This window comes from Rhodovulum kholense, from assembly GCF_003053725.1.
Taxonomy (GTDB): domain Bacteria; phylum Pseudomonadota; class Alphaproteobacteria; order Rhodobacterales; family Rhodobacteraceae; genus Rhodovulum; species Rhodovulum kholense.
The window spans coordinates 123818-143562 of sequence record NZ_QAYC01000011.1; the positions used below are offsets into that span (position 1 = coordinate 123818).

The following is a 19745-nucleotide window of genomic DNA, read 5'->3' on the forward strand; positions in this document are numbered from 1 at the left end:
GATGGCCTTGGACACGACCGGAGCTACCGAAACGTTGCTCAGCGTGCGCGGCCTCGGCGTCGCGGCGGGCGACAAGCCGATCCTGACCGATATCTCCTTCGATCTGGCGCCGTGCTCGATCCTGTCGGTGATCGGGGAAAGCGGTTCGGGCAAGACCGTGCTGGCCCGCGCGCTGGCCAGCTGGCTGTCGGCGCCGCTGCGGGTGACGGGCGGCGAGATCCGGTTTCGCGGCCGCGATCTGGTGGCCGATCCGGGCCATGCCCGCAGCCTTGCCGGGCGCGAGATCGCCTATGTCGGCGGCAACCCGGCGGGCGCGCTCGACCCGACCATGACCGTTGGCGCGCAGCTGGTGGAAAAGCTGCGCGCGGTGCGGCCCGACATCCCGGCGGCCGAGGCGCGGGCCAAGGCGATCCGGTTGCTGGAGGCGGTGCATATCCCCTCGGCCGCGCGGCGGTTCCACGAATATCCGTTCCAGTATTCGGGCGGCATGATGCAGCGGGCGATGATCGTCGATGCGCTGATCTCGGACCCCGCGCTGCTGATCGCCGACAACATCACCCAGCCGCTGGACGTGACCGTCGCCGCCCAGATCCTCAAGCTGATGCGTGAGCTGAACCACGACTTCTCGACCGCGATCCTGTTCATCTGCTCGTCGCTGCCGGTGGCCTGCGATGCCTCGGACGAGGTGATGGTGCTGCATGAGGGCCGGGTGGTCGAGCGCCAGACCCCGGCCGCGCTGGTGGCCCGGCCCGGGCACAGCTACACGCGCGAGCTGATCGCCGAACTGCCGACGCTCTGGCAGGGCGGCGAGACCGGCGCGGGGCGCGAGATCGACCGGAACCGCCGCGCGATCATGTCGGTCCGGGGGCTGGCCAAGGCCTATGAGGTGCGCGCGCGCGGCCAGGCGGGCGTGTCGCGGGTGCAGGCCGTGCGCAATGTCGATTTCGACGTCTTCCCGGGCGACAATTTCGGGGTCGTGGGCGAATCCGGCTGCGGGAAATCCTCGCTGATGCGGCTTTTGACCGGGCTGGAACGGCCCGATGCGGGGTCGGTCTTCTTCGAGGGCGAGAATGTCGCCGCCGCCAGCCCGAAACGCCTGCGCGCGCTGCGCCGCAAGTTCCAGCTGGTGTTGCAGGACCCTTACGGCTGCCTGCCGCCGCAATCGCCGATCGGCGCGATCCTTGAGGAACCGCTGAAGATCCACCGGATCGGCAGCGCCGCCGAGCGGCGCGACCGGGCGCGCGCGGTGATGGCCGAGGTCGGGCTTTCGGACAGTCTGTACCGCGCATTGCCGACCGGGCTGTCGGCGGGCCAGCGCCAGCGGCTGAACGTCGCCCGCGCGATGATCCTGGAACCCCGGCTGCTGATCATGGACGAGACGCTGTCGGCGCTCGATCAGACCGAACAGGGCAAGCTGCTGGATCTGTTCGACAAGCTGCAGGCCCAGCACGGCTTTACCTACATCTTCATCTCGCATGACCTGACCATGGTGCGGCAGGTCTGTTCGCGGATCGCGGTGATGTATCTGGGCGAAACCGTCGAGGTCGCGCCCAACGAGCGGCTCTTCTTCGATCCCGGCCATCCCTACAGCCGCGCGTTGCTGTCGGCCGCGCCGACGCTGGAAGAACGCCGCTACCGCCCCGAGGACTGCCTGCTGGAGGGCGAACCCCCCAGCCCCATCGACCTGCCCCCGGGCTGCGCCTTTGCCAGCCGCTGCCCGCAGGCCTTCGACCGCTGCCGGGCCGAGAACCCGGCGCTCCGCGCCCGCGGCGATCACGCGCTGGCCGCCTGTTTCCTCAACCCCGACCCCGACATCGCGCTGCATGAAACCGCCACGGAGACGCCCCATGCCTGAGACCCCGAGCCTTGCCCGCATCGACGCGGAGCTTCTGAACCAGCTGATGGAAAAGGTGTCGGAATTCGGCTCGACCGGCGATGGCGGGGTCGACCGCCCGGTGCTGACCGATGCCCACAAGGCCGCCCGCGACTGGTTCCGGGCCGAGCTGACCGCGCGCGGCTATTCCGTGCTGGTCGACGCCATCGGCAACCTGTTCGGGCGGATCGACCTTGCGGGGCCGGACGCGCCGCTGGTGATGATCGGATCGCATCTCGACAGCCAGCCCAAAGGCGGGCGGTTCGACGGCGCCTATGGGGTGATGGCGGCGCTGGCCGCGGTCGAGAGCTTTCGCAAGGGAACCGAGGCGCCGCGCTGCAACTACGTCATCGCCGACTGGATGAACGAGGAGGGCGCGCGGTTCCAGCCCAGCCTTCTGGGCTCGTCGGTCTTCGCGGGGCTTGTCGATCTCGACTGGGCGCTGGCGCGGCGCGACCGCGACGGGAAAAGCGTAGGCGAAGAGCTGGTCCGCACCGGCTACAAGGGCACCGACGCGGCGCCGACGCCCGATCTGTATCTCGAGATCCATATCGAGGGGGATTCCAAGATGGAAACGGCGGGCGCGCGCATCGCCCCCTTCCTGCGCCACTGGGGCGCGCTGAAGGTGCGGATCGAGGTCACGGGCGAACAGAACCATACCGGCCCGACGCCGATGGAGGACCGCAAGGATGCGGTTCTGGGCGCGGCCCATATCATCGCCGAGGTGCGGCGGCTGGCGGATGTGGCCGAGGACACGCTGTTCACCTCGGTCGCGCGGGTCGATATCTCGCCCAATTCGCCCAATATCGTGCCCGGCAAGGCCATCCTGTTCTGCGAATTGCGCGCGCCCGAACAGGCGATGCTGGACTGGTCCGAGGCCAGCCTGCGCGCGGCGCTGCCCGATCTGGCGGCACGGGCGCGGACCACGGCCGAGATCGTGTCCGTCGACCGCCGTCCGGCCGGAAAGTTCGACCCCCGGCTGGCGATGCTGACCGAGCGGGTGGCAGACGATTTCGGGCTGCCGAAGATGCAGCTCGACACCATCGGCGGGCATGACGCGGTGGCGGTGAACGCGATCCTGCCGGCGCTGGTGATCGCCGTGCCCTCGGTCGGCGGCGTGATCCACCGCAACGACGAATATACCAGCCCCGAGGATCTGGCGGCGGGCGGCGACGTGCTGACCGACATGGTCCGCCGGATCGACCGCGCGGGCGGCGATCTGGATCTTGCCCTCGGGGCCAACGCATGACCGGCGCGCTTGTCACAGACGAGATGATGGCCGCCGCCTGTGCCGCGGCCGGGCTGGCCCGCGACGGGATGCGTCCCGGGCCAGCACCGCTGGCCTCGCCCAGCTATCTGGCGCTGGAAAGCGCCTCGGTCCTGACCGGCGGGGTCTTTCTCAAGGTCATGCATCCCGAGATGCGGGAGGGGTTCGACCTCGACGCCGCCATGGCGCTGGCCCGGCAGGCGGGTGAGGCGGGGGTCGGGCCCAGGGTGCTGTGGTCGGACGCCGCGCAGGGCGCCATCGCCATGGAGGCCCTGACCGAGGCCGATGGCTGGCACCGGGCGATGCAGAAGGACTTGCAGGAGCCGCCGGTTCTGGCCGCCGCGATGGCCGCGCTGAAGGCGCTGCACGCGACGCCCGCGCTCGCCACCCGCTTCGATCCCTTCGCGCAGATCGACGCGCAGATCGCCGAATTCGGCCGGATCGGCGCGCCGCTGCCCGACGATATCGACTGGCTGCGCCGGTTGATCGGGGCGGCCGAGCCGGTGCTGCGGACGGGCGCGACGCTGGCGCCCTGCCGCAATGACGGGTCCGCCTCGAACCTGATGCTGGGGCCCGGGGGGGCCGTGCGGCTGGTTGATTACGACCGGGCGGGGATGAACGACCCGCTTTACGATCTGGGGGTCCTGCTGGCCGAGGCCACCGATTTCGAGCGCGACATGCGGGCGGGTTTCGCCGCCTATGCCGGGGGCGTCGACGACGCGGGCTTTGCCCGCGCCCGGCTCTGGTCCTTCGTCGATGACATGCTGCACGCGCTTTGGGCGCGGCTGAAGGCGCGGACCTCGGTCCGGGGCGGCGTCGAATGGCTGAAATACGGCGAATGGCGGCTGATGCGGCTGCGGATGGCGCTGAACCATCCGCAATTCGAGCAGAAGATCCGGCTGGCGGGAGGGGCGGCATGAGCATGAAGACACTGGGCCAGGCCGCGCATCCGATGGAAGAGGCGATCGAGGCGGTGATCGCCAAGGCGCCGCTGTTCCGGGGCGGGGTGGGCATGGTCTATGGCCCGGTCTCGGGCGGGATCAGCAACGAGAACTGGCGCGTGACCGCGACCGATGGCAGTGGCGACTGGTTCGTCAAGATCCCCGGCAACGGCACCGAGATGTTCATCGACCGCGCGGCCGCCTTCGAGGCCTCGCAGAAGGCGGCGGCGGCGGGGCTCGGCCCCCGGGTCTATGACGATCTGGCCGCCGAGGGCGTCGAGATCAACGATTTCATGGCCGACCGCCGCCCCTCGACCCACAGCGATTTCGCGGTTCCCGAAAACCGCCGCGCGGCCATCGCTGCCTATCGCCGGATGCACGCGCTGCCGCCCTTGGCCGCGACCAAGACCGTCTTCGACATGATCGACGAACACGCCGCCCAGGCCGCCGATCTGGGCGCGCCGCGGTTTCGCGACCATGACTGGATCATGCTGAACGAGGCCATGGCGCGCGCGGCGCTGATGGCCTCGGGGCTCGATCTGGTGCCCTGTTTCAACGATCCGATGCCGGGGAATTTCATGATGGGCGAGGACGGCTCGATCCTGCTGATCGACTACGAATATGCCTCGATGAACGACCGCTGCTACGATCTGGGGATCTGGTTCGGCGAGATGTTCTTTACCCCCGCGCAGGAACTTGAGCTGATCGAGGCCTATTTCGGCGCGGTCCGTCCCGAGATCGTGTCGCGGGTCATCGTCCACAAGGCGCTGGCCGACGTGAAATGGGCGCTGTGGTCGATGGTGCAGCTGAAGGTGTCGCGACTGGCCTTCGATTTTCACAAATACGGAATGTGGAAGCTGATGCGGTTTCGCCAGATCACCGGCCATGCCGACTGGCCCGGGCATCTGCGGACGGTCTGAGCGGGAAAGGCGGGAAACATGCCCCGATACTGTGCCATCGCCGGGGGCGAGCGGTTCGCCTTCGACAGTCTGGCCCGGCTGCTGGCCGCAGCGACGCCGGAACGCTCGGGCGACCAGCTTGCGGGCATCGCGGCCCAAAGCGCGACCGAACGGGTCGCGGCGCGGCGGGCGCTGGCCGATCTGCCGCTGGCCGAGTTCCTCACCGAGGCGGTCGTGCCCTATGAGGCCGACGAGGTCACGCGGCTGATCCTCGACAGCCATGACCGCGCGGCCTTCGCCCCCTTCGCTGCGATGACGGTGGGCGATTTCCGCGACTGGCTGCTGTCGCCCGCGGCCCATGCGAAAAGACTTGCCGCCGCGGCGCCGGGGCTGACGCCCGAGATGGTCGCGGCGGTGTCGAAGATCATGCGCAATCAGGACCTGATCCGGGTGGCGCGCAAGGTCGAGGTGGTGACCGCCTTTCGCAACACCATCGGCAAGGCCGGGACTCTGTCGACCCGGTTGCAGCCCAACCACCCGGCCGACGACGTGTGCGGCATCGCGGTCTCGACGCTGGACGGGCTGCTGTTCGGGGCAGGGGACGCGGTGATCGGCATCAACCCGGCCTCGGACAACCTCGCGAATTGCGCGGGCCTGCTGGCGGCGCTGGACGAGATGGTGACGGCTCTGGCCATCCCGACCCAGACCTGCGTGCTGACCCATGTGACCAACGCGCTCCGCCTGATCGAGGGCGGCGCGCCGGTCGATCTGATCTTCCAGTCGGTGGCCGGGACCGAGGCCGCGAACGAGGGGTTCGGCGTCAGCCTGTCGATCCTCGCCGAGGCGCATGCGGCCGGGCGCAGCCTCGGCCGGGGCACGGTCGGCGACAACCTGATGTATTTCGAGACCGGGCAGGGGGCCGCGCTGTCGGCCGAGGCCCATCACGGCGTCGATCAGCAGACGCTGGAGGCCCGCGCCTATGGCGTCGCCCGCGCCTTCCGGCCGCTTCTGGTCAACACCGTCGTGGGCTTCATCGGGCCGGAATACCTGTTCGACGGCAAGCAGATCATCCGCGCCGGGCTCGAGGATCATTTCTGCGGCAAGCTGCTGGGCCTGCCGATGGGGGTCGATGTCTGCTATACCAACCATGTCGAGGCCGATCAGGACGACATGGACGTGCTGATGACGCTGTTGACCCGGGCGGGGGTGACCTTCCTGATTACCGTGCCGGGGGCGGATGACGTCATGCTGGGCTATCAGAGCCTCGCCTTCGAGGATATCGGCTATCTGCGCGAGGTGACCGGGCTGCGGCCCGCGCCGGAATTCGAGATGTGGCTGGCGCGCACGGGGCTGGCACAGGGGGCGGCCGCGCTGCCCGATCCCGAGGCGCTTGGCCGCCGCATGGGGATCGTGGCATGAGCGGCGCCGTCAGCGCGGGGTTCGACCGGCTGCGGACGCTGACGCCCGCCCGGGTGCGGCTCGATGCGGGCGCGGGGCCGGTGCCGCTGGGCGCGCTTCTCGACTTTCACGAGGCCCATGCGGCGGCGCGCGACGCGATCCGCGCCCGGCCCGACTGGGACGCTCTGGCCGCCGCGCTGGCGCCGCTGGCCACGATCCGGGTGCAAAGCCGCGCGGTCGAGCGCAGCGTCTATCTGCGCCGCCCCGATCTTGGCCGCCGCCTGGCCGAGCCGGTGGACCTGCCGCACACGGGCTGTCCGCTGGTGGTGGTGGTGGGCGACGGGCTGTCGGCCCCGGCGCTGGCCCATGCCGCACCGGTGATCGCGGCGCTGCGCGCGGCGTTGCCCGAGCTGGACGCCACGCCCGTCATCCTGGCCGAGGGCGCGCGCGTGGCGCTTGGCGACGACATCGCCGAACGGATGGGGGCCGCCATGTGCCTGATGCTGATCGGTGAGCGGCCGGGGCTGAGCGTCTCGGACAGTCTGGGGGCCTATCTGACCGCCGATCCGGTGCCCGGCACGCGGGACAGCGCGCGCAACTGCGTGTCGAACATCCACCGGACCGGCGGGCTGTCGCCCGAGGCGGCGGCCGCGCGCATCGCCTGGCTGATCGGCGCGGCGCGTCGGCTGGGCCGGACCGGGGTCGCGCTGAAGGATGAAAGCGGGACCGCGCCGGCTCTGGGACAGGCCTGATCCGGCCGCCCCGGTGCCTCCGCAGATCTGCCCAAAAATTAATCATCCCATTAAGGATTGGGTAAGTTGGGGTTTGCAGCGGGTTACCCACAGGTTCCTCCCCAGATTCTGGGGATAGGATCGAAACCTCGGGTGGCCCGGTCCCATGGCCCTTGGGCGAACCCGGACAACTGAGATCTGGAACAGGAAAGGGGGCGGCGCGCTGGTCGCCGCCAGCGCGGCGGAAGATCCGGGCCTGCGACGGGGGCTCAGGGCCCGGGCGCCGCCTGGGATGGCAGCGCCCGGGGGAGCGGCCCCGGGAACAGGGGGGAGCCCGGGGCCTGTCTGGTCAGGCCGCGCGCGCGCGCCGGGCCCGAATGTGTTTCCAGACCGGCGGCAGCACCGTGGTCAGGACCAGAAGCGCGATCAGCACCATGCAGATCGGCCGGGTGAACAGGATATGTTCGTTGCGCACATCCAGCAGCAGAGACAGGCGCAGGTTGCTTTCGATCAGCGGCCCGAGGATCACCCCCAGCGCCACCGGCGCCAGCGGCAGGCCGGTCTTGCTCATGACATAGCCCAGCAGGCCGAAGCCGAACATCAGCCAGACATCGAACAGCGAGTTCTGCACGCAATAGGCGCCGACGATGCTGAGGCAGATGATCAGCGGGATCAGCAGCGGGCGCGGGATCCGCAGCACCTGGGCGAAGAGATTGGTCGCGAAGGAGCCGCCCAGCGGGATCAGGATCAGCGATGTCAGGAACATCTGGATCATGAAGCCGTAGATGATGTCGGCGCTGTTGCGGAACAGGTCGGGGCCGGGTTGCAGACCGTGCACAAGCAGCCCGCCCATGATCACCGCCGCGACCGAGCTGCCGGGAATGCCCAGCGTCACCGTCGGGATCAGCGCCGCAGCATTATCGGCATTGTTGCCGAATTCCGAGGCGGCGATGCCTTCGGGATTGCCCTTGCCGAAGCTCTCGGGGTCCTTCGACATCCGCTTGGCGCGCTCATAGGCCAGGAAGGACACGAAGCTGCCGCTGGCGCCGGGCAGAAGCCCGACGAAGATGCCGTAGAAATAGGCCCAGCTCCAGATCCTGAAGTAGCGCGGGATCTCGCGGATGGTCTTCAGGAAGGGCTGGAAGTCCAGCCTGATCCGGGCGCCCACGGCCCTGGCGGTGTCCTCGGCCATCTCGAGACAGGGCGGGATGGCGTAAAGCCCGACCATCAGCACGACGATGTCGATGCCCGATTCCAGCTCGAGCTGGCCGAAGGTGAAGCGGTCGGTCGACATCACCGGGTCGAGCCCGATCATGCCGATGAAAAGCCCGATCAGCGCCGAGAGCAGGCCCTTGGGCAGATCCTCGCCCAGAAAGACCGCGACCGCGGCCATGCCGAAGATGCCGACCCAGAACACCTCGGGCGGGCCGAAGGCCAGGGTCACCAGCGACAGGGGCGGCGCCAGCACCATCATCGCGATCGCGCTCATCATGCCGCCGAAGGCCGAGGACAGGAGCGCGATCTGAAGAGCATATCCGGCGCGGCCCTGCTGGGCCAGCGGGTAGCCGTCGAAGGTGGTCACGATGGCGGCGGGGGTGCCGGGGATGCGCAACAGGATCGCGGGGATCGCGCCGCCATACATGGCGCCGTTATAGATGCCCGCCATCATGCCGAGCGCGACCAGCGGGTCCATGGTGAAGGTCAGGGGCAGCAGGACCGCGATGCTCATGGTCGCGGTCAGCCCGGGCAGCGAGCCGACGACGATCCCGACCAGCACGCCGCCGACCATGGCCAGCAGGTTGGGGAAGGTCAGAACCGCGGGCAGCGCGTCGAGAAGCGGGGAAAACAGGTCCATCTCAGCTGCCTCCGAGCCGGGTCCAGATCTCGGCCGGCAGCGGGCGCGAGAGGATCTGGATGAAGACGATATAGACCATCGCGAGGAAGCCCGCGGTGGTGGCCAGAATCGGCAGCGGCCGCCGATAGCCGAGCGCGACCGCCAGAACCGGGATCGTCACCGCGGATGTGGTGAGAAAGCCCAGGTATCTCAGCCCGATCAGGGCCAGGGCCGTGCCTCCCGCGACCAGCGCGAAGCGGCCGGGGCTGGCGAAGAAATCCGGAGTTTCGCCGGTCCGGCGCTGTTTCAGATGGCCGCGGACGGCGATGACGAGGCCCAGCAGCACGGCGGGGACCAGCACCAGAAGGGGAAAGACGCGGGCATCGGCCCCGAACCCCAGCGCCCTGTGAATACCGAGCGCGGCGAGAACCGCCACGCCCGTTCCCAGAACGACATCATTATGGATGGATTTCATGATGTCCTTTCGACGGGGTTACTCGAGCCAGGGGCTTTCGGCCCAGATCTTGCGCATGGCCTTGTCGAAGGCGTCGAGCTGGGCCGTGAAATCGGCGCTGTCGGCGAAATCGAGCACCACGCCCTGGTTCTGGGCGTCCTTGCGGAAATCGGGGTCGTTGACCGCCTGGGCGATGGCCGCGGAGAGTTTCTCGACCGCCTCGTCGGGCATGCCCTTCGGCCCGGCGAAACCGCGCTGCGACGAGGCGACGACGTCGAAGCCCTGTTCCTTCAGGGTCGGCACCTCGGGCGCGAGGTCCGAGCGCTTGTCGGCCATGATGCCCAGAATGTCGATCGAGTCCTGATAGTTGACCGCTTCGCCCAGATTGAAGCTGCCGACCGCGACATGGCCGCCCATGGTGGCGTTGCGCGCGGCGACGCCGGGGAAGGGCACGAAGGTGAACTCGGCCCCGGTCAGCTTTTCAAGCTGCAGCCCGGCCAGATGGTCGTCGCCGCCGAAATTGCCGGTGGCCATGGTCACCACCTTGGGATTCTCCTTCGCATAATCGACCAGACCGGCAATGTCCTTGAACTGGCTGCCCTTCTTGACATTCAGCGCCGCCGGGTCGGTGACCATGTTGGCGATGATGGTGAAATCCTGCCAGGTGAACTCGGCCTTGCCCTCGATCGGCTTGGTCACGATCGACGGCGTGGTGATGACGCCGATGGTATAGCCGTCGGGCCTGGCGTCATGCACCGCCTGCCAGCCGATGATGCCCGAGGCGCCGGTGCGGTTCTCGACCACGATGCTGGCGCCGTCGCCCAGGTATTTCTCGATATAGGGCGCAACCGTGCGCACCATGATGTCGCTGCCGCCGCCGGCGCCATAGGGCACGACGATGGTGATGGGCTTTTCGGGATAATCGGCCAGCGCGGCGGTTCCGGCCAGAAGCCCGATCGCGGCCAAAGAGGCGGTGATGCGTTTCATGGGTCTCTCCTTGTTGCGTCTTGTCGGACGGGACGGTTAAGGCGCCGTCACGCCACGTTCCATTTTTCCAGTGCGGGCATCAGCCAGCCGGGTTTCGGCGAGCCCGAGGCGATGGCCTCGATCCGGGCGCCCTCCTTGGCGAGCTTGTCGCGGCAAAGCGGCAGCAGCGCGGCGGCATCGGCGGCGGGCACCACCATCACCCCGTCATCGTCGCCGATGATGATGTCGCCGTGCTGGACGACGACGTTGCCGACCGCGACCGGACTGTTGACATGGCCCGGCCCGAGCTTGCGCGAGCCGCGGGCGCAGGTGCCGCGGGCGAAAAGCTGGAACCCGCTTTCGGCGATCCAGGCGCTGTCGCGGCACATGCCGTCCAGCACCAGCCCGCCGAGGCCGCGCGCCATGGCGGCGCGGGTCATCAGCTCGCCCCAGACGCCCGAATGGCGGTCGTTCGAGGTCGAGGCGACGAGGATGTCGCCCGGCTCGGCCGCGTGCAGCGCCGCATGCAGCATCAGGTTGTCATCGGGCGGCATCGCCACGGTGACAGCGCGGCCGCAGAGATGCATGCCCCGGGCGATCGGCTTGATCCCGGCATCCATGATGTTGCGGCGGCCATAGCAGTCATTCGCGACCGGTGCCGGAATGTCGTTGAACCCGGCGGCGAATTCGGCGCTCAGCGGATGGTTCACGGGGGCGACCGAACAGTCGAAGCTCATGCGGAGGGTCCTTGCTTGGCGGGCGTAAGTCGGGCCACGGCGGCGCGCAGCTTGAGGCAGGCCTCTTCGAGCACCTCGATGCCGCAGGCGAACGAGATCCGGAAGAAGGGCGACAGTCCGAAGGCGGCGCCCGGCACGCAGACCACCTCGGCCTCCTCGACGAAATAGCGCGTGAGGTCGGCATCGCTGGCGATGGTGCCGCCATCCGGCCTTGTGGCGCCGATCAGGGGCGCGCAGTTGACGAACAGATAGAAGGCGCCGTCGGGGGCGTGGCAGGACAGCCCTTCGGTTTCATTGATCAATTGGACGCCAAGCGCGCGGCGGGCGCGGAAGGCCTCGAGATTGGGGCCCATGAAGGCGCGCGAGCCGGTCAGCGCCGCCAGCGCGCCGAATTGCGCGGGATGCATCACGCCGCCGGTGGTCTGGCCCTGATAGGTGCGCATCGCGTCGATCAGGTCCTGCGGCCCGGCCGCGAAGCCGACCCGCCAGCCGGTCATGCACCAGGCTTTCGAGACGCCATTGGCGGTCAGCGTCCGGGCCTTCATCGCCTCGGAGGTCTGGGCGATGGTGAAATAGGGCGCGCTGCCATAGCGCAGATGTTCATAGATGTCGTCGCTGAGGACCATGACCTGCGGATGACGCTCCAGCACCTCGGCCAGGGCGCGGATCTCGGCCTCGGTCAGGATGGTGCCGGTCGGGTTGCAGGGGTTGTTGAGGATCAGCCAGCGGGTATTCCCGGTGATCGCGGCCTCGAGTACCTCGGGCCGCAGCCGGAAATTGTCGTCCCAGCGGGTTTCGAGCACCACCGGCACGCCGCCGTTCAGCCGCACCATCTCGGAATAGCTGACCCAGCCCGGCGCCGGGATCAGAACCTCCTGGCCGGGCTCGAGGCTGGCGGCCATCGCGTTGAAGATGATCTGCTTGACGCCATTGGCGACGATCACCTGGCTGGCGCGGTAATCGAGATCGTTGTCGAGGTGGAACTTCTGGCAGATCGCCTCGCGCAGCGCCGGGATGCCCTGGACCGGCGGATAGCCGGTGCGGTTCTCGGCCAGCGCGGTGACGCAGGCGGCCTTGATGTGATCGGGGGTCGGGAAATCGGGCTCGCCGGTCGCCAGCGAGATCACCCGGCGGCCCTGGCTGCGCAGATCCCGCGCCAGCTGCGCCGCCTCGAGCGAGGCCGAGGGCTTGGTGTCGCGCATCCGGCGGCTGACGGGGTCCGGGGCGGGGTCCGGGACAGATCTGGCGGCGGTCTGGGGGTCGGCTTTGTTCATCTCTGCTCATGCCGCGACCGCGCACCCCGCGCAGCGGAGGTCGAGTCTGGCACGTCCTCGAAAGTTCGGAATATGTCGGACGCGACGGGTCGTGTACGATGGTACGCCGCGCTGGGGGCACGCTATCCAGTCAAAATAGGTTTACGCAAGCGATTAATTCTTACCTTTATGTCAAGGAAATCTTTCTATAGATCGAACCTCGGCGGTGCTTTCGGCGCGGGTCCGCCAAGCGTCTGAAACCCCGCGCAAACCTTGCCGCCGCTTGCGGAGCCCTGCCATGTCGATCCGCCGCCTGAAGACCCTCGTCGCGATTTCGCGCCATGGCAGCCTGTCGGCCGCCGCCGCCAGCGAGCATCTGACCCGCTCGGCGGTCTCGTTGCAGATGAAGCAGTTCGAGGAGGATCTGGGCGTCGAGATCTTCGACCGGCGGCGGCGCATTCCCGAGCTGAACGCCCGCGGGCGGCTTCTGGTGCCCAAGGCGATCGAGGTTCTGGCCGCCTATGACGAGCTGCGCCGCACCGCGCGGGGCGAGGCCACCATCACCGGCACGCTGAATATCGGCGCGATGTTCACCGCCATGACCGGGGCGGTGCCGCATGCGATGAAGCGGATGCGCGCGCTTTATCCCGACCTGCATATCCAGGCCGCGCCCGCCCATTCGGCCAATCTGGTGGCGCCGGTCGATCGCGGTGCGCTGGACGCGGCCTTCATCGGGCGGCCGCCGGTGCTGGGCTCGCGGCTGGTCTTCCACACCGTCACCGAAGAGCCGTTCCACCTGTTGACCGCCGAGGATTGCCCGCTCGACGATCCGCGCGAGATCCTCGAGACCTATCCCTTCATCCGGATCAGCCGCTCGCTCTGGTCGGGGCAGCTGATCGACGACTGGCTGGTGCGCGAGGACATCACCGTCAACGAGGCGATGGAACTTGACGGCATCCAGATGATCTCGACCATGGTCTATCACGGGCTGGGCGTGGCGGTGGTGCCAAGGCGCTGCGTGCCCGCGCCGAACCCGGTCGCGGTGCGCGAGATCGCGATCCCCAGCCTGGCCGGGCGGCCGGTCGGTATCCTTGCCCGCGATGACAGCCCCAAGGCCAGCCTGATCGACGCCTTCTGCACCCAGATGCGCCTGGTCGTGGCCGAGATCGGTCGCCGCGATGCGCCAGACGGCCTTGATCAGGGCGCGTAAAGCTCGGCGATGGCGTTCCGCTCATTCTCGGTGATGGCTTCGAGCCTGTGCTCGATAGGACCGCGCAGCTCGTTCTGCGCCGCCTCGGGGTCGCGCGCGCACCGCCTCCGGAATGCGCCGGTGCGGCGCGGTGGTGACGACCCCTGAGCTCCTGTCGCAGATCCCCGCCGGCGAAGAGAGCGCAACAGTCACCGCCGAAGGAGCATATGACACGCGCCGCGGCCATGCCGCAATTATCGCGCATGGTGCAGACCCGATCCTCCCGATCCGTCGCAATGGCCGCGCCTGGAAACCCGACGGCCCCGCCGCGATGTCGCGAAACGAGATCCTGCGAGCGACGCGATGTCTGGGGCGATCGATCTGGAGGAAATGGGCCGGCGATCACGTCCGAAGTCGCGTCGAGGCCCGGATGAACCGCCTGAAGCTCTTGGGGGATGGGATCATGCCACGGGACCCCGATCGCCAGACCGCCGAAGTCCAGATCCGCGTCATTCGCCATTGTCGCTCGGACCAATGGCGCGACATGGGTCATTCATGAACCGCTGCTCGGCCCTTGGACGGGCCGAGGTCAAAGCCATCGCCTGAAACATGCGGGGAAAGGGGACCCTCGTTCTGCCGTTTGATTGATGCAACAAGGCCTCTTGGAAGAGAGCAAGTTGACATAAGATACCTTATTGGCCGCAGGATTGTGCCCGCAAAGTTAAAGTGTCCCATATCTGCAAAGCAGAAGTGCTACTTTGGGCCAGCTTTTGCGGCCGAGAATCTCGCGGAAGGACACGAACTGACGGTCTCGCGCGAGACGCTCGGGAAGTGGATGCGGGATGCCGGGATCTGGCTCTCCCGCAAACAGCGCCGGACCGTTGCCTCCGAAGCGATTCCGCGCCCCGGCCGGTGTTGCGCGAGCGGCGACGTGCGGCGCGGTCGGCAGCCCTGCCCGGCTGACCCGCCGGTTGATCGGTTTCGCGCCCTGGGCTTCCTCGATCCGCGGGGCGAGCGGAAAGCAGAGGTCAGCATGAATAGCGCCGTTGTCTTCCCGGTGCCGCCCTTATGGCTATACGCCGTAATACCTTTGATGTCCCTCGCAGCTTTCCTCAGCTTCATGCCATCGGCCGCAATACACGTCACGGCGGAATGGCGGCACCACGACATCACGGCGATCCGGCAACATGGCCACAAGGCGAGACGGCGACCCGTCCAGACGGCGTCGAGGCAACGCGGCCACACGGAAAACAACCCAAGCTTGGCGCCCCGATGGATGCGTCGCGCAACGACGTCCTTGCGTACATGTCGTTCCCGCGAGAGCACTGGACGCAGATCGCGTCCACGAACCCGTTGGAACGGGTGAACCGAGAGGTAAAGTGACGTGCCGATGTCATCGGGATCTTTCCCAACGACGCGTGGGCCGTGGCGAGGCGATACATGAGCCTTGAAACCCTGGCCCGCGTCACCGACAATCCCACCGTCAGGTTGCCCGCCGTGGCATCCTGACGAGGCCCGGACATCTCCGAAGGTCAGCGTGACCTAGTCCCGGTCGATGCCATCGATGAAGCCCGCCATCCCTGCCTCCCGCCAACTCGCGGAAGCTTACCACGGTACAGCGTTTCCACACAGCCTCGGCCAATACTGTTGAAAAACACCCGCTGCGCCCGAGAGACCGTCTCAGGTTAGGACGTTGTTCTGCACTCGGGCAGGAAATGACCGTTTACAAGGCAGGGTCGCGCGCAAGCAGAACCGTTTCCCATGGAATGGCACTCCGTGGATGCTCCAGCGAGTTTTTCAACAGCTTCCTGCCAAAGGCGCCTCGCGGCCCTGCCCTTCACCCTCGGCCTCCGGATCGGGAAGCGGCTAAAGCGTCGCATGGTTCGGCGAGCCCGACACGATCGTCCCGCCGCCGGAGGTCTTGGAGCCCAGGATCGCGACCGGGCGTTCATCGCAGGTCATCTGCGACGCCCCCGAGACGATGACGCAGCCGCAGGCGCATTTGTCTCCGACCCGTGCGACCTGCCGTCCGTCGATCAGCGCAGAGCCGCCCGTCACGATGACATTGGAGCCATGCCCCGTGACCGGGCAGACATGGGTATCTCCGACGCGCGCGATCGGGGGCATCAGACATCCTCCTTGATGGCGGCGCATTCCTCGCAGAGCGGCAGGCCTTCCTTGGCCGCCAGCTTCAGCGTCGGAACCTGGGCCGAGCCCGACCCGCCGACCGAGACATTGCCCTTGAGCCTGATATTCGCCGCTTCCAGTGTGATGCCCGAGCCGTCGATGGTGATCTTGCCGCCCGGCCCCTTGATCTGGAACTTCTCGAAGGCCATCAGCGTGTGCTTGCCGGTATTGTTGGTGATCGAGGTCCCCACGTCGAGCACGTATTTGCCCGCCACCTCGCCCTGGTAGTTGCGGCCTACCTCGTAGAGGTGATCGGCCCAGACCGACTGCTTGTGGATATTGCCGACGCGGTGGATGTGATCCTTGCCGTAATCTTCCTGCTGATTGCGACCCACCGTGTAATACATGTCCTGGCCGATGGTCTCGCGATGGTCGTTGCCCACCGATTTCGAGCGGTCATGGCCGATGGAATGGCTTTCGTCATTCTCGATGATCGTGTTGTGGTCCTTCTGCGCATGCATGAAGACCTCTTCACGGTCCTTCTCGTCCTCGAAACGGAACTCGTTATAGCCCGCGCCCTGATGGGTGTCCGACTTGAAGGTCGAGACCGTCTTGTTGGCGGGCAAGTCGTAGGGAACCCTATTCCGCCCGTTATAGACGCATCCCGTGACCAGCGGCTTGTCCGGGTCGCCATCGAGGAACTCGACCACCACCTCCATGCCGATCCGCGGGATCACCATCCCGCCCCAGCCAGCACCGGCCCAGCTTTGCGATACCCGGCAGCGCATCGACCAGGCCTCGTCCAGGTCCCAGTGGAACCGCACCAGGATCCGGCCGTATTCGTCGCAGTCGATCTCGCCCTCGCCGACCACCGTCGCCGTCTGCGGCCCCCGCACGTCGGCCCGGGCGGTCTTCTGTTCGGGCAAAAGCGGCGCCTCGACCGGCATCAGGACGTATTGCCCGTCATAGGCGCGGCCGTCGCCATCGTCCGACCCGCCCGAGCCGTAATTATCCGCCGTATAGGAATGCCGGGCGCTCAGGCACAGGTACTCGCCGCCGGTCCCGGGCACCGGATCGCCCGACAGCGTCACCCGGAGCCCCGCGCCAAGCGCCACGATATCGCCCTCGGCCTCGTAACGCCGGTCCTGGCCGCGTTCGCCCTGGGCGCGCAGCTCGGCCACCACCCGGCCGCGGCCCTGATCGAGATAGTCGCCCGGCCAGTCGAAGCTTTCGATCTGGCCCTGTTCGTAGGCGGCGTCGCCCAGATGGTCGGTTTCCATCGCCGCCACCGGCGTCTTGAAATTGTAGTCCGTCAGCCGGATTGCACCGGTCGTGATCCGCCGCGCGGGCCGCCAGGCGCGGAAATGCGAGACCTCCTCCTGGTGGTGGCCCTCGGCCGGCCGGAAGGGGCGGGCGCCGATGCTGTCATGGGCCTCGACCTGGTCGGTCAGCACCATCTCATGGGCGCCCTCGGCATGGCGGAAGTGATAGCTGATCCCGTGCCGCTCCATCATCCGGCAGGCAAAGGCCAGATCGCTCTCGCGATACTGCACGGTATATTCGAGCTCGGGGTAATCGTTCGCGAGTTCCACCGTCAGCGCGCCCGCGTCGGCATAGGCCGAGAGCAGCTCGGTCAGGATCTCTACCACGGTCTTGTTTTGAAAGATCCGCTGGTTACGGCGGAGGCTGGCAAGAAAAGCCCAGGGCCTGAGCCGCAGCCGGTAGCGATGGCCATTGTCGCCCGAGCCCAGCCAGCGGGCCTCGGTGACGATGCCGTCGAAGGCGCGTTCGCCTTCCTTCGTGGTGAGGGTGACGGTGGTGTGGGTGCCGATCAGCCGGTCGAAATCGAGATCGGCCGAGGCAGCGAGGCAGTCCGCCGAATAGTCGAACAGGGCGTTCAGGTGATCGACGCCCTCGAACCGGCGGAGCACCAGGACGTCCTGCCCCAGCACCGTGGAAATCCGGCCCATGCGGGCGTCCTGACGGAAGAAGCCACTCATGAAATACCCTCTTTTAATACCGCATAAGTAGTAATTCCTAGCCCTTCCTGGCAACCCTTGGGACAGGATTTTGTTCGGGGGCCTGCCGTCATTGGCGGCATCGCGCCGACGCCAAGGAGCTTTCGGCAGATTCGCGAAACGATCCTGTCACCACAGCCTTGCCTCCTTGAGGCGACCTTACGAGGGTTTCCTTTCGCGCCCTCCCCCATCTCGCGTGTCCTCCTCTCGCCACAGACCGGCCCCGATCAAGGCGCCGGCCTGGCATTCCAGCGACCGCTCGGCGGCAAAGCCGATCATCTCCCGCAGCGGAGCGACGTAAGGGGTCTTCCCGACAAGGTCACGCAGGGGCAGCATGTCGGGGATGACCAGTGACGGAGCCGCGCCCTCGGCGCGGGTCCGGCAGGAGGCCACCGTCAAGCACGGCGAAATCCCGTGCCATCCAGGAAACCCTGCATCTTCTCAAGAGCCCCGAAAACGCGGCCCGCCTGCGGTCATCCATCGCCCAGCTGGAGGCTGGCGAGGGCACCGAGCGTGACATCGACCTGTGAAGATCGTCTTTTCGGACAATGCCCGGGAGGATTATCTCTGGTGGCAATCCCCGGGACACGAGAAGGAACTGGCGCGCATCGACACCCTCATCAAGGCTGCCGCCAGAACGCCGTTCAAGGGGCCGGGCAAGCTGGATCCGCTGAAGGGAGATCTTCGCGGCTGGTGGTCGCGGCGAATCACGGACGAACATCGCTTCGTCTATCGCATCAGCGGCAAGGGGGATGAGCAATCATTGCAGATTGCCCAACTGCGCTACCATTACTGACAGCAAGCCCCCATGGCGGCCATTTCTCTGTGCCGGCTGCGCATGCGCGCGGTTCAGCGCCGTGCCGACAGTGGACTGACCGACAGGGTGGAAATGCGGCATGGTCGCAAGGGCGCATTCCCTTTCGGCCGGAAGGCGGCGCGGCATCAGCACACTCCGTCAAGCATGAACGGGCAGTCTCTTGCCGAGACCCGGCCAGGCCTGCCGCATTGGCGCATGCAGGACGCCATTGCGCATCGGATCGAGCGTCAAGAGACGTGCGGCATCCATGAGAGAGTCGCGACGCGACCGCGGAGGAGGTCGACCGCTGGCTGGAAAGCTGCGGAACCGACAAGGACCTGTCCGCTTCTGGAGGTCACAAGCAAGACTCGCCCTTTCGAAAACCCGGGACCGGCACCGTGTTCAGTCCCGGCATCTGGTGGATCGGGTCAACGATGAATCCGTCCGGCTCTGAAGCCCAGATCTTGCAGATGTATTCGTAAGGCGTGAGGCCGCTGAGTGCCTTGAGCCTGCGGGCGAAGGTGCAGGCGGCCATGAAGTCGGCAAGGTGCGTGCGCAGTTGATCATGGCTGTCGTAATGGTGGCGCTTCACCGTTGCTTGCTTGATAGATCGGTTCATCCGCTCGACCTGGCCATTGGTCCAAGGATGGTTCCAGTCCGACGAATGGATCGCACCATCAAGCCGTGGGATCAAACAGCTAGGAACTATTCTGAGCAAGAACTGAATGCGTACCAGGACTTGACAAGCTTCCTGAAAATCGAAGACGCCACGTCCGGCGACATGCGGTTCGAGATCCACTGCCCCTCGATCCGAAGCGTGGCGGATCTGTCAAAGCTTTCCGCAACCGTGCGCTTCATCTCTCCCGTCATCGGGATCGGCGGCGGCGGGCTGAGTGGTCCGGTTGTGCCCGCAATCCTCAATTCATAAGCCCCGGCCTCGTTCACCTGCAACTGGCGGAAAAGCCCGGCCGGGACGGAGACCGGATATCGGAACTGCGGGTCGATGCAAGCCACCCCAAACTCACCGGCGGGAAATTTACCGACAGGCTGAGGTGCCCTGCTCCCCAACCTTGGACCGCCGGAAGTTGGATTTTTCGGGCTGCCTCACGATGACGGGCCGGTGACGCCATCGGGATAATGCATGGCAATCGGGACGTTGTATCCGAGCGCGCTGTGGGGTCGGTCCTCGTTGTAGTGTCGACGCCAAGCTTCCAACTTTTCGCGGGCGTCGGCAAGGCTCATGAACCAGTGGGCGTTCAGGC

Annotated in this window: 17 protein-coding genes and 3 pseudogenes; 11 read left to right on the forward strand and 9 right to left on the reverse strand. The window is 67.1% G+C overall.

The window, feature by feature from the left end; genetic code table 11:
• Position 1: 1 nt before the first annotated feature.
• Genes C8N38_RS14735 through eutC form a run of 6 tightly spaced genes read left to right on the forward strand, consistent with a single transcriptional unit; the run spans position 2 to position 7130 of the window.
• The gene (locus C8N38_RS14735; RefSeq protein WP_108027940.1) at positions 2–1855 is read left to right on the forward strand and encodes an ABC transporter ATP-binding protein; all 1854 of its coding nucleotides are present in this window, start codon (positions 2–4) and stop codon (positions 1853–1855) included.
• Complete coding sequence (locus C8N38_RS14740; protein ID WP_108027920.1) at positions 1848–3122, forward strand: Zn-dependent hydrolase; 1275 nt, start codon at positions 1848–1850, stop codon at positions 3120–3122. The genes C8N38_RS14735 and C8N38_RS14740 overlap by 8 nt, the downstream gene beginning before the upstream one ends.
• Complete coding sequence (locus tag C8N38_RS14745; RefSeq protein ID WP_108027921.1) at positions 3119–4060, forward strand: phosphotransferase family protein; 942 nt, start codon at positions 3119–3121, stop codon at positions 4058–4060. Before C8N38_RS14740 ends, C8N38_RS14745 begins: the two co-directional genes overlap by 4 nt.
• Positions 4057–5001, forward strand: a complete 945-nt coding sequence (locus C8N38_RS14750) for a phosphotransferase (protein WP_108027922.1) — start codon at positions 4057–4059, stop codon at positions 4999–5001. Before C8N38_RS14745 ends, C8N38_RS14750 begins: the two co-directional genes overlap by 4 nt.
• Positions 5002–5019: 18 nt before the next feature.
• Complete coding sequence (locus tag C8N38_RS14755; protein ID WP_108027923.1) at positions 5020–6399, forward strand: ethanolamine ammonia-lyase subunit EutB; 1380 nt, start codon at positions 5020–5022, stop codon at positions 6397–6399.
• Positions 6396–7130 carry an ethanolamine ammonia-lyase subunit EutC gene (gene eutC / locus C8N38_RS14760; RefSeq protein ID WP_108027924.1) on the forward strand — a complete coding sequence of 245 codons (735 nt, stop codon included), beginning with the start codon at positions 6396–6398 and terminating at the stop codon, positions 7128–7130. Before C8N38_RS14755 ends, eutC begins: the two co-directional genes overlap by 4 nt.
• Before the next feature lie 328 nt (positions 7131–7458).
• On the opposite strand, the gene C8N38_RS14765 is transcribed toward eutC, so the two are convergent.
• The 5 genes from C8N38_RS14765 to C8N38_RS14785 are packed head-to-tail and all read right to left on the reverse strand — an operon-like array spanning position 7459 to position 12374.
• Positions 7459–8964: a tripartite tricarboxylate transporter permease gene (locus C8N38_RS14765; protein WP_215731159.1), complete on the reverse strand. Its 1506-nt coding sequence runs from the start codon at positions 8962–8964 to the stop codon at positions 7459–7461.
• Position 8965: 1 nt separating this feature from the next.
• A complete protein-coding gene (locus C8N38_RS14770; protein WP_108027925.1) occupies positions 8966–9418 on the reverse strand; it encodes a tripartite tricarboxylate transporter TctB family protein in 453 nt (150 codons plus the stop codon).
• Between the two features lie 18 nt (positions 9419–9436).
• On the reverse strand, positions 9437–10384 hold the full coding sequence (locus C8N38_RS14775) for a Bug family tripartite tricarboxylate transporter substrate binding protein (RefSeq protein WP_108027926.1): 948 nt from the start codon (positions 10382–10384) through the stop codon (positions 9437–9439).
• A 47-nt stretch (positions 10385–10431) separates the two neighbouring features.
• Positions 10432–11100: an RraA family protein gene (locus C8N38_RS14780; RefSeq protein WP_108027927.1), complete on the reverse strand. Its 669-nt coding sequence runs from the start codon at positions 11098–11100 to the stop codon at positions 10432–10434.
• A complete protein-coding gene (locus C8N38_RS14785; RefSeq protein WP_170120327.1) occupies positions 11097–12374 on the reverse strand; it encodes a pyridoxal phosphate-dependent aminotransferase in 1278 nt (425 codons plus the stop codon). The genes C8N38_RS14780 and C8N38_RS14785 overlap by 4 nt, the downstream gene beginning before the upstream one ends.
• A gap of 277 nt (positions 12375–12651) precedes the next feature.
• On the opposite strand from C8N38_RS14785, the gene C8N38_RS14790 reads away from it, so the two are divergent.
• The 3 genes and pseudogenes from C8N38_RS14790 to C8N38_RS14795 all read left to right on the forward strand — a co-directional run.
• On the forward strand, positions 12652–13563 hold the full coding sequence (locus tag C8N38_RS14790; protein WP_108027928.1) for a LysR family transcriptional regulator: 912 nt from the start codon (positions 12652–12654) through the stop codon (positions 13561–13563).
• 142 nt (positions 13564–13705) lie between these two features.
• Positions 13706–14148, forward strand: a pseudogene (locus C8N38_RS21170) (transposase); the annotation flags it as partial.
• A 642-nt stretch (positions 14149–14790) separates the two neighbouring features.
• Positions 14791–15051 (forward strand): annotated as a pseudogene (locus tag C8N38_RS14795) (transposase); the annotation flags it as partial.
• Between the two features lie 357 nt (positions 15052–15408).
• Here the strand turns inward: C8N38_RS14795 and C8N38_RS14800 are convergent.
• Entirely contained in the window at positions 15409–15669 is a 261-nt protein-coding gene (locus tag C8N38_RS14800; protein WP_158272360.1) for a PAAR domain-containing protein, read from the reverse strand.
• On the reverse strand, positions 15669–17669 hold the full coding sequence (locus tag C8N38_RS14805; protein ID WP_108027930.1) for a type VI secretion system Vgr family protein: 2001 nt from the start codon (positions 17667–17669) through the stop codon (positions 15669–15671). The genes C8N38_RS14800 and C8N38_RS14805 overlap by 1 nt, the downstream gene beginning before the upstream one ends.
• Positions 17670–18213: 544 nt before the next feature.
• Between C8N38_RS14805 and C8N38_RS14815 the strand changes: the two genes are divergently transcribed.
• Entirely contained in the window at positions 18214–18483 is a 270-nt protein-coding gene (locus tag C8N38_RS14815; protein WP_108027931.1) for a Txe/YoeB family addiction module toxin, read from the forward strand.
• A 355-nt stretch (positions 18484–18838) separates the two neighbouring features.
• Here the strand turns inward: C8N38_RS14815 and C8N38_RS14820 are convergent.
• Positions 18839–19132 (reverse strand): annotated as a pseudogene (locus tag C8N38_RS14820) (integrase core domain-containing protein); the annotation flags it as partial.
• A gap of 15 nt (positions 19133–19147) precedes the next feature.
• Between C8N38_RS14820 and C8N38_RS21555 the strand changes: the two are divergent.
• The gene (locus C8N38_RS21555) at positions 19148–19411 is read left to right on the forward strand and encodes a hypothetical protein (protein ID WP_170120325.1); all 264 of its coding nucleotides are present in this window, start codon (positions 19148–19150) and stop codon (positions 19409–19411) included.
• 176 nt (positions 19412–19587) lie between these two features.
• On the opposite strand, the gene C8N38_RS14830 is transcribed toward C8N38_RS21555, so the two are convergent.
• The coding region (locus tag C8N38_RS14830) for an integrase core domain-containing protein (protein WP_146176289.1) at positions 19588–19745 on the reverse strand (158 nt) is incomplete at its 5' end.

What these genes read in the sequence shown, in the direction of transcription:
- C8N38_RS14800 (WP_158272360.1), bottom strand. Translation starts at nt 15,669, where the DNA reads ATGCCCCCGATCGCGCGCGTCGGAGATACCCATGTCTGCCCGGTCACG.
- C8N38_RS14755 (WP_108027923.1), top strand. Translation starts at nt 5,020, where the DNA reads ATGCCCCGATACTGTGCCATCGCCGGGGGCGAGCGGTTCGCCTTCGAC.
- C8N38_RS14740 (WP_108027920.1), top strand. Translation starts at nt 1,848, where the DNA reads ATGCCTGAGACCCCGAGCCTTGCCCGCATCGACGCGGAGCTTCTGAAC.
- C8N38_RS14745 (WP_108027921.1), top strand. Translation starts at nt 3,119, where the DNA reads ATGACCGGCGCGCTTGTCACAGACGAGATGATGGCCGCCGCCTGTGCC.
- C8N38_RS14780 (WP_108027927.1), bottom strand. Translation starts at nt 11,100, where the DNA reads ATGAGCTTCGACTGTTCGGTCGCCCCCGTGAACCATCCGCTGAGCGCC.
- C8N38_RS14775 (WP_108027926.1), bottom strand. Translation starts at nt 10,384, where the DNA reads ATGAAACGCATCACCGCCTCTTTGGCCGCGATCGGGCTTCTGGCCGGA.
- C8N38_RS14785 (WP_170120327.1), bottom strand. Translation starts at nt 12,374, where the DNA reads ATGAACAAAGCCGACCCCCAGACCGCCGCCAGATCTGTCCCGGACCCC.
- C8N38_RS14770 (WP_108027925.1), bottom strand. Translation starts at nt 9,418, where the DNA reads ATGAAATCCATCCATAATGATGTCGTTCTGGGAACGGGCGTGGCGGTT.
- eutC (WP_108027924.1), top strand. Translation starts at nt 6,396, where the DNA reads ATGAGCGGCGCCGTCAGCGCGGGGTTCGACCGGCTGCGGACGCTGACG.
- C8N38_RS21555 (WP_170120325.1), top strand. Translation starts at nt 19,148, where the DNA reads ATGGATCGCACCATCAAGCCGTGGGATCAAACAGCTAGGAACTATTCT.
- C8N38_RS14805 (WP_108027930.1), bottom strand. Translation starts at nt 17,669, where the DNA reads ATGAGTGGCTTCTTCCGTCAGGACGCCCGCATGGGCCGGATTTCCACG.
- C8N38_RS14735 (WP_108027940.1), top strand. Translation starts at nt 2, where the DNA reads ATGGCCTTGGACACGACCGGAGCTACCGAAACGTTGCTCAGCGTGCGC.
- C8N38_RS14790 (WP_108027928.1), top strand. Translation starts at nt 12,652, where the DNA reads ATGTCGATCCGCCGCCTGAAGACCCTCGTCGCGATTTCGCGCCATGGC.
- C8N38_RS14765 (WP_215731159.1), bottom strand. Translation starts at nt 8,964, where the DNA reads ATGGACCTGTTTTCCCCGCTTCTCGACGCGCTGCCCGCGGTTCTGACC.
- C8N38_RS14750 (WP_108027922.1), top strand. Translation starts at nt 4,057, where the DNA reads ATGAGCATGAAGACACTGGGCCAGGCCGCGCATCCGATGGAAGAGGCG.